This is a genomic window from Roseateles sp. P5_E4, assembly GCF_054049255.1.
Genome location: NZ_JBFUMS010000035.1, coordinates 1 through 804 on the forward strand (window position 1 = coordinate 1; position 804 = coordinate 804).

General features: G+C 64.1%; 2 protein-coding genes. Both read right to left on the reverse strand.

Annotated features, from left to right (window positions below; translation table 11 throughout):
* Nucleotides 1–370: pilin (locus ACXJLH_RS29270; protein WP_457447990.1), on the reverse strand; the 370-nt coding region annotated here is incomplete at its 3' end.
* Nucleotides 371–532: 162 nt separating this feature from the next.
* The coding region (locus ACXJLH_RS29275) for a pilin (protein WP_457447992.1) at nt 533–804 on the reverse strand (272 nt) is incomplete at its 5' end.

Below are 804 nucleotides of genomic sequence, written 5' to 3' on the forward strand. Positions count from 1 at the left end.
CACCGAAGCAGCGGCCAGCGTCACCGTGATGACACCGGCGGCGCTCGTGCGTCACCGTGATGACACCGGCGGCGCTCGTGACTGATGCCACTTCGGTGGCCAGCTTGCCACCGTTGGTGGTGACGTCCGCAGGAACGCCGTTGGCACTAGGGCCACAGGCAGCAAAGGTCGCGTCGCCGGTCTCCTGGGTGCACAGGGCGATGGCCGCTTTCCACGGATCCGCAGCGGTGATGGCATTGCCGAGCTTGGCCTTGGCCGTGTAGTCCTTGTACTGCGGAATGGCCACGGCAGCCAGGATGCCGATGATGGCCACGACGATCATCAGTTCGATCAGCGTGAAGCCTTGTTGGGCGCGTTGCTTGATGTTCATGTGCAGACTCCGTAAGGGAAAGAGGCTTTGAGGGACGTAATGCTTAAAGCAGAGGGCGTGCCAGCCGGTCTCGCGCCGCTTGGCGGGACATCCGGCACGACCTGCGTCAGTCCGTGTGGACTGACGCTTTCCGTCGCCGCCTTCGGCGCTGTATCAGCTGAATCAGGTCGCGTTGTTCTTGGTCAGCGCGTTCAGCAGCGTGGCGTTGGTAATGCCGGTAGTGCCAGCCTTCCACGTCACGGCGGTCGTGTTGGCCGTGGGAGTGAAGGTGATCACCTTGCCGCCCAGGTCCGAGCCCACCACCGAAGCAGCGGCCAGCGTCACCGTGATGACACCGGCGGCGCTCGTGACTGATGCCACTTCGGTGGCCAGCTTGCCACCGTTGGTGGTGACGTCCGCAGGAACGCCGTTGGCACTAGGGCCACAGGCAGCAA